6 protein-coding genes and 2 pseudogenes are annotated in these 7,368 nt (G+C 66.7%); 5 read left to right on the top strand and 3 right to left on the bottom strand.

The genetic code is table 11. The features are described from left to right. Positions 1–9 precede the first annotated feature (9 nt). Positions 10–1,402 (top strand): annotated as a pseudogene (tnpC, locus tag AC08OO_RS21450) (IS66 family transposase); the annotation flags it as partial. 407 nt (positions 1,403–1,809) lie between these two features. On the opposite strand, the gene AC08OO_RS21445 reads toward tnpC, so the two are convergent. Continuing rightward, positions 1,810–2,139, bottom strand: coding sequence for a recombinase family protein (locus AC08OO_RS21445; RefSeq protein ID WP_476618973.1), 330 nt, complete (start codon positions 2,137–2,139; stop codon positions 1,810–1,812). Positions 2,140–2,183: 44 nt separating this feature from the next. After that, positions 2,184–2,531, bottom strand: coding sequence for a hypothetical protein (locus AC08OO_RS21440; protein WP_476611531.1), 348 nt, complete (start codon positions 2,529–2,531; stop codon positions 2,184–2,186). A gap of 230 nt (positions 2,532–2,761) precedes the next feature. Between AC08OO_RS21440 and AC08OO_RS21435 the strand changes: the two genes are divergently transcribed. After that, positions 2,762–4,195 (top strand): DNA-binding protein, encoded by a 1,434-nt coding sequence (locus AC08OO_RS21435; RefSeq protein WP_476618972.1) that lies wholly within the window; start codon positions 2,762–2,764, stop codon positions 4,193–4,195. On the opposite strand, the gene AC08OO_RS21430 is transcribed toward AC08OO_RS21435, so the two are convergent. Then, positions 4,192–4,893: an HAD family hydrolase gene (locus AC08OO_RS21430; protein WP_476611529.1), complete on the bottom strand. Its 702-nt coding sequence runs from the start codon at positions 4,891–4,893 to the stop codon at positions 4,192–4,194. The genes AC08OO_RS21435 and AC08OO_RS21430 overlap by 4 nt on opposite strands. A gap of 230 nt (positions 4,894–5,123) precedes the next feature. On the opposite strand from AC08OO_RS21430, the gene AC08OO_RS21425 reads away from it, so the two are divergent. The 3 genes and pseudogenes from AC08OO_RS21425 to AC08OO_RS21415 form a co-directional block, all read left to right on the top strand. Further along, positions 5,124–5,576, top strand: a complete 453-nt coding sequence (locus tag AC08OO_RS21425; protein WP_476611528.1) for a glycine-rich domain-containing protein — start codon at positions 5,124–5,126, stop codon at positions 5,574–5,576. A gap of 171 nt (positions 5,577–5,747) precedes the next feature. Then, positions 5,748–6,341: a class I SAM-dependent methyltransferase gene (locus tag AC08OO_RS21420; RefSeq protein WP_476611527.1), complete on the top strand. Its 594-nt coding sequence runs from the start codon at positions 5,748–5,750 to the stop codon at positions 6,339–6,341. Positions 6,342–6,580: 239 nt separating this feature from the next. Next, positions 6,581–7,368: pseudogene (locus tag AC08OO_RS21415) on the top strand (hypothetical protein); the annotation flags it as partial.

Genomic DNA, 7,368 nt, shown 5'->3' with positions numbered 1-7,368 from the left:
TAGCTGCGCCGGCCGCGGGGGCCGGGGGCGCGTTCGGGCCGGCGCAGCTACGACCACCTGGCGCGTGACGAGGTCGACGGCGACTTCGAGGGCGGGGGTTACACGTGCCCGTCGTGCGGGGCGTCGTTCACGCCGTGGGGTGAGCACGTCGTCGAGCAGCTCGACTGGGTGGTGTCGGTGCGGCTGCGGGTCACGCGGCGTCGCCGCTACCGGCGAGGCTGCCGGTGCGGGGGGCCGGTGACGGTGACCGCGCCGGGCCCGTCGAAGGCGATCGGGAAGGGTCTGTTCACGCACCGGTTCCTCGCCCTGCTGGTCGTGGAGCGCTGTGTCGCGGGCCGTTCCCAGAACTCACTGGTCACCGGCCTGTCCCGGCAGGGGGCGGAGATCTCGCCGGCGACGCTGACCGGGGCGTGCGCCCAGGTCGGCGACCTAACTCGCCCCGCTCGCGGAGAAGATCGCCGGGCGGTCGCGGGGGGCGTGGCACCTGCACGCCGACGAGACGACCTGGCGGGTGTTCACCCCGACCGGCGGGGACGGCTCGGCGCGCTGGTGGCTGTGGGTGTTCCTGGGGCCGGACTCGGTGTGTTTCGTGATGGACCCGACCCGCTCGGCCGCGGTGCTCGCCGACCATGTCGGGATCGATGCCGAGACCGGGCAGCTGACGGGCGACGACGGCGCCGGCGGCGGCCCGCGCCGGCTGGTGATCTCCTCGGACTTCTACGCCGTCTACGCGTCCGCGGGGGCGAAGGCGGACGGGATCGTCAACCTGTTCTGCTGGGTCCACGTCCGGCGGTACTTCCTGCGCGCGGGCGACGCGAACCCCGCGCAGCTGGGGATCTGGGCCCGGCAGTGGCGCGAGCGGATCGCCGCGCTCTACGCGGCGCACGCCGAACTCGCCGCCGCCTGGCAGGCTGCGATCACGGCCCCGAGCCCGCCGGCCGAGCGGCGTCTCGCGACCGCCTACACCGGTTGGGACCGCGCGATCGACGCGATCGACACCGCCCGCCGCGAGCACATGGCGTCCCCCGGCCTGCCCGAACCCGCGCGCAGGGCGCTGGCCACGATGGACCGGGAGTGGACCGGGCTGGTCGCCCACCGCAACCATCCCATGATCGGTCTGGACAACAACCCAGCCGAGAGGATCATCCGCAAACCGGTGATCACACGGCGGAACACCGGCGGCTCCCGCACCGACGACGCCGCCCGCCGCGCCGCCACGATCTTCACCGTCACCGCGACCGCCGACCTGCACGGCCTCAACCCACTGACCTACCTGGCCGACTACCTCGACGCCTGCGGTCGCGCCGGCGCCAGAGCACCCACCGGGACGGACCTCGACCGGTTCCTGCCCTGGGCTGCCAACCCCGACGACCTCGCCCGCTGGAGGAAGCCTCCCGGCTGACCCAGCCACGCCAGCCCGACTCCAGCGGTGTCACACCCGGTGACACCACCCGTCAGCATTCCCCCACGCGACTTCCGACTACTTACCGAGATACTGCACCTGAAGTTCGGGCGGTTTCGGGTTGCGATCCCAGACTTCAAGTATGAGGCTCCCAGCGGCCCAACTGATACGCATCGATACGATGGACTTTGAGCTACCGCTCAAAGTCCGCGTGGCGCGGACGGCATTCGTAATGAGTTCTGAGATCAACAGGGCCGTGGTGTCGAGAAGATCTGTAAGTCCCCAACCCTCCAGCAGCCCGGCCGCTGCCTGCCGGGCCAAGGCCGGGGCCGTAGTAGCGGCGGCGAACTGGTGAACGCTCGCGCGAAGGTGAGCAGCTGGCTGGGGTGCGGTGCTGGCCGGAAGATTCATGCCGGCCTCGGGGAGGGAACGGGCGGCGCAACGGTGAGCACGCGAGCGCCCAACACCTCAATCTCCACTTCGATGGCCTGCCGGACGGCGGGCAGCGGCGACAGGTGATCGAGACTTGCCACCAGGACCCCGCAGGCCTCCGCCCTCATGACGGCTTCGAGCAGGACCGTGAGGCCGGGCCGCACGATGCGCCCCGGAGGTATGGAGCGGTCGACAAAGATTTCGGCCAACGCCAAGCCCTCGGCCTGGGCGTGGGCGGTGAGCTGGTCGTGGAGGCGGTCGATTTCGGCTTCGTCGGCGTGCTCGGAACTGATGTAGCCGTACACCGTCCGTGCTGGCTGGCACTCCGTCGAGGACGGCGGGCGGCCGTTCATGAGGCGGGAAAGCGGGTGGCGGCCTGGCCACTCGGAAGGAACCCCGGCCAGGTGAGGAAGGCCCGGCGGGACAGGTCAGCCGCGGGGGCGGGGCGCTGCCGGTTCAGCATCCGCCGTACCTCGGTGTGCAACCGGCGCAGTTCCGCGGTGACGGCTTCGGTTCGCTCTTCCAAGGCGGCCTGCTGTACGGCGGTGGTGGGCAGATCGCCCGCGTCGCACGCGAGGACGACGCCGGTCGCTTCCAGCCGCCCCAACGCCGCCCCGAGCCCTTCGGCAATCAGCCGCAGCGCCGCGCTCTCTGGCGGTCCTAGCCCGGAGTCTTGCCCTTCGGTGTCCCTGTCCACCGATTTCCTCCCCTCCATGGATGACGCCCGAGGCCGGGGAGCGGGGTCCTCAGACCCGGCCCCGGGCGCCTTGGTCCTCAGCGTGAGCGGGCGGGACGGATACGGCCATGACGGGCCATGTATGACGGCTATACGTGGTGCTGCCGGTTCCCCACCTGGTGTGACCAAGGCCCGTTTACACTGCTGCCGAGCGCACCAAGGCGACCACGAGCGGGGGGCAAGGCGGGGTCATGGACGGGGCATCAGGCCGGTACTGCCGCTCCTGCGGGGGCCGTCTGGCCCGCGACCACAAGATCGGGTTTTGCTTGGCCTGCCAGCGCAAGCAGGAGCAGCGCCGTCTTGAGGCCCCCGTGGTGCCCGGTCACTTCTGGGAAACTGACGAGCTACACGACGCCCTGGCCAGCTGGCACATCGGCCGAGTTATTGCGGCCTACCGGCGCAACCCCTGGCACGGCCGGGTGCTGTCCCAGGAACTGGTGGGCGGCTGGGTCGGTATCTCGCAGGTGCAGCTATCCCGCATCGAGTCCGGTCCCCCGATCAAGGACCTCGACCGCCTGTTGATGTGGGCGCGGACCTTGCGCATTCCGGCGCAGCTGTTGTGGTTCCAGCTTCCGGAGCAGCGGCCCGCACCTGCCCCGGCCGCTCCGACGCCGCCCGTGCCCGCGGGGCCGGACCTGCCGGCGCTACTGGGCAGCCCGACAGCTGGGCGCCTCCCCTTGGCCGCCGGCGAGACCCGTAGCCCCACCATCGGCATCTCCGCCTTCGAGGGCATGACCACCGGCCAGAGCGCCGAACTGCTGCTGAAGTTGTTCTTGCAGCTTGACGACGAGTTGGGCGGGGACAGCCTGTACCTACCCCTCTCCCGGTATGTCGCCCGGATGGCGGTGACGGTGGAGCAGGACCCTGGCGACGGGCTGCTTCCCTTCGGCCAGCTCGCCCAGATGACCGGCTGGCTGGCGCTGGACGCCGACCACCACGGCCAGGCCCGCCGCTACTTCACCACCTCCATCTACGTCGCCCATGAGAGCGACGAGCCGGGCTTGGCCGCCAGCGCCCTCGGCTACATGAGCCTTCAGGAGACCTACCGGGGTCGGCCGGGGCCGGCGCTGTCCTTGGCGCAAACGGCGCTGGCCTCCGGGACCGCCGGCCTCACGCCGCTGACCAAGACAATGCTGGGCACGAGGCTGGCCCGTGCCCAAGCCGGAGTCGGCGACCATGATGGCTGCCGCCGCACCTTGGACGCCGCCCGCACCGACTTCGAAGCCGCCGGCCACCGCGACGAACCGCTGTGGGTGTCCTATGTCGACGAAGTGGAAGTGGCTGCCCAGGAAGGCGCCTGCCTGCTGGAACTGGGCCAAACCGGCGAAGCCGCCTTGGCCCTGACCCAGGCAATTGGCCTGCTTACCCAGCGCACACCTCACCGCATCCGAGATCAGGTGCATTATTTGTCCCGGCTGGCGAAATGCCATCTGAAGGCGGACGACGTTGAGCAGGCCTGCCAGACGGCGGCCGACGCCCTCTCCTTGAGCGAAGCCATCGGCTCCACGCGCGTAGCTCTGCGCCTGAAGGAATTTGCGGATGGGCTTGAGCCCTTCGCCACCGTGCCCGCGGCGCGGGACTTCGGCGAGCGCTTCCGCCTGGCCACCGCTGGCCCCGGCAGTTAGCCCACCAGGCCGAAGACGGCCGCCTGGAGCGCACGGGGCCGGGTGAGGTCCGGCAAAACGGCATCAGCTCCAGCGGCTTCGAGATCCTCCACGCTGCTGCTGCCGGTCGCAACGCCTACGGCCCGTACGCCAGCGTCATGGGCGCCCTTCACATCGTGGGGAGTGTCCCCGATCACCACCACCCTGGGTCGGGGGAAGCTCACGGAGTAGGCGGCTTCGGCCCGCTTGATCGCTAGACGCACCAGCCCAGCCCGGTCGCTGTCGTCGTCCCCGTACCCGCCCACTGCCAGGTCCAGATGATCCGTCAGCCCGAAGGCGGCCAGCTTGACTTCGGCGATGGAACGCAGATTGCCCGTCACCACCGACTGCACCACACCATCAGCCACCAACGCCGCAATGGCTTCCTCGGCACCGGGCAGGCTCCGGCCGGCACCCCGCATCCGGTCCTGGAGCTGCTGGGCTGCCTCGCCCAGGGCGTCGTAGAAGGCCGGTAGCAGCGGCTCCGGCTCCGTGATGCCACCCAGACCGAGGGTTTCGAGGATGATCGCCCGCTCCGTCCGGCCGGTCATGTCGGCCAGCTGCTCCATGGGGCTGCCGGTGACGAGCTGGTAGGCGCGGGCGTAGATGTCCCGGCTGACGCCCTTGATCTCTAGCAAGGTGTGGTCGATGTCCCAGAGGATGAGGGCGAGTTCGGTCACGGGGCGATGATCCCACGGCTGAACCCGTGGACGCTATATCTGGAATGGTCGCAGACGCGACCCTTTCTCGGAGATGCAGCCTACGAAATACCAAAATATTAGCAAGGGGAATTATCCTTGACAAGATGATCGACGTTATGTATGGCCCCTAGGTATTCCAGATCTTTGGAGTATTAAAGTCAGCTTTCCTTTGCGGAAATCCCGCATCGGACCCCGAAAGTGGAGGGCTGATGACCGTAACCGACCTGGTCGGCACGAAGGAGCGAACGGTCTTCGCTTCGACCGCCGACTACCGTGGACTCATTTCGCCTGACCTCTTCGAGCGGCTCGTCCGCAGAGTCGTCAGGGACGAGGAAGTCGATCGCCGGATGGCGGTCAGGATTGTGGAGTCCACGGTGGGCTTCCTCTACCTGATCGCCGTCGAGGGTGAAGGTAAATTCGCGCCGTCGTCCCCCGTGGACGCCGGGTGGCATGCCTTCATCCTCCACACTCGTGATTACACTGAGTTCTGTCAGCGGGTGGCGGGGCGCTTCATCCACCACGTTCCGAACGACGACTCGAATTCCTCCATGGAGACGGGCCGCCGAGCGGAAAACAGCATCGCGGCGATGCGGGCACTTGGACTGCCGTTCGACGAGGCGCTGTGGGCCGGAGCCGCACGGCGTCATTGCAGCGTCGGCTAAGGCGACGCTGTTGTTGTCATGGCTCGCGCTGCTGCGCGTAGCCCGTGACAAGAACGGCTGCTTCTCTTCGTTCGGGAACTGCACCTGTTCCTGAACGAGGAATGTCACCGGTCGGCTGATTTCGGCCGACCGGTGATAAGCACGGAATTATTTTTAATAGGACATTGTTTCATGCAAGATATCGATTGGAATGCTATATATCGAACCGGCCGAGACTACCCCGTAATGAACCGTATTCTACTTGACCGCTTACTTGACACCATCAAGATGCCCGAGCGGGCGTCTATTCTTGATGTTGGATGTGGTACGGCTGAACTCGCGGTTGCGTTAGCTAATTTGGGTCACCATGTGACCGGCATAGATCGATCATCGGTGGCCATACAAAAGGCTATTGAGCGTAGCGGTTCCAGTGGCGCTGCCGCTGAGACTGAGTTTGTCGTTCTCGATATTGAGAATCCTCAAGAGGCCGATCGAATCGGTAATACACGCTACGACCTCATCGTCTGCAAAACCATGGTAGCGTTCGTACGAGAGCCTCAGAGATTCTTGTCATGGCTGCGAAAGCAGCTCACGGTCACCGGCAGTGGAGTGATCATTACTCCGGTACTGCATGACGGGTACGAATACTCCTCAAGGTTGAGGGAGATCTCGGTTCCCTATGATGCATTCGTGCGTATGTTACGTGACAATTTTTCTTTCGTCGAGGACTTTCATACCGACTATTTTGAAGAACTTGGGGATTTGCGGACATTTGTTGTCCGGTAGAAAGTGCATATGCAGTCAGGGAGCTAGTCTATGTTCCTAGACGCTAGCGAATTCGGCTGATCTATTTTTATCAATTGCTGGCTATCTAGCTAGTATGATAAGTGCTTCTCCCGAGGTGTTGCGCGACGGAGGATGCTTCGGTGCTGCCGGGAGTATGTAAGGTGGCCCGTTGGGGACTACGATCGGGCGCTACAATGCAGATCACACCGCAGGTTGCAGCATCCCACGGGAGCGATCACATGCCGGAGCTGGCCGCGCGTTACTGCGAGTGCGGCACCCGGCTGGCCGCCGACAACGTCGGCCCCCGCTGCACCAGCTGCCTGGGGCGGGTTCGCCGGGAAGCCGAAGGCCCGCCGGAGCTTCCCGCCCGCTTCTGGCGGACCGATCAACTCCGCGACGCCTTCGCGGCCCAACACATCGGCCTCGTCTCGGCGGCCTACCGTCAAAGCCCCTACCACCGCCGGCCCATCAGCCAAGAGCGGCTTGGTAGGTGGCTCAACCTGACTCAGGCCCAGGTGAGCCGAATCGAGAGCGGCCCACCCATCCGGGACCTGGACCGCTTGACGCACTGGGCCAGGACACTTCGACTACCACCCGCCCTGCTGTGGTTCGACCTCCCCGGCCAACCGCGGGTGTCCCCGTCGACTCCAGCCTCACCCTCATGGCTCAGTGACACAGGCATGCTCCTTACCGCTGCCTCCGTCGCGGCCGGGACCTTGGAGACGATCCGGGCCGCTGCCCTGGCCTTTCGCACCGCTGATCGCCAGCTCGGCGGCGGGCGGTTGTATCCGGTGGTGGTGCGGTTCATCCAGACCGAAGTGGCTCCGCAGCTGGTAAGCCACCAGCACCCGCCGTCGGCGGTATTTTCGGCCGCCTCGTCGCTGACGGACATGGCCGGCTGGCTGGCCTACGACGATGAGCGGGGCGACCTTGCGGGGCAGCACTTCGTGCAGGCCTTCGGCCTCGCCACCGCTGCCGGCGACCAAGCACTGAGTGCCCAAGCCCTCGTGAGCCAGAGTCACCTAGC

The sequence above is a fragment of the Frankia sp. CeCAU1 genome (assembly GCF_977971845.1).
This window is presented reverse-complemented; position numbering and strand designations above follow the sequence as displayed.

Coding starts and splice junctions, on each gene's coding strand:
- AC08OO_RS21435 (WP_476618972.1), top strand. CDS start 2,762: ATGGACGGGGCATCAGGCCGGTACTGCCGCTCCTGCGGGGGCCGTCTG.
- AC08OO_RS21425 (WP_476611528.1), top strand. CDS start 5,124: ATGACCGTAACCGACCTGGTCGGCACGAAGGAGCGAACGGTCTTCGCT.
- AC08OO_RS21420 (WP_476611527.1), top strand. CDS start 5,748: ATGCAAGATATCGATTGGAATGCTATATATCGAACCGGCCGAGACTAC.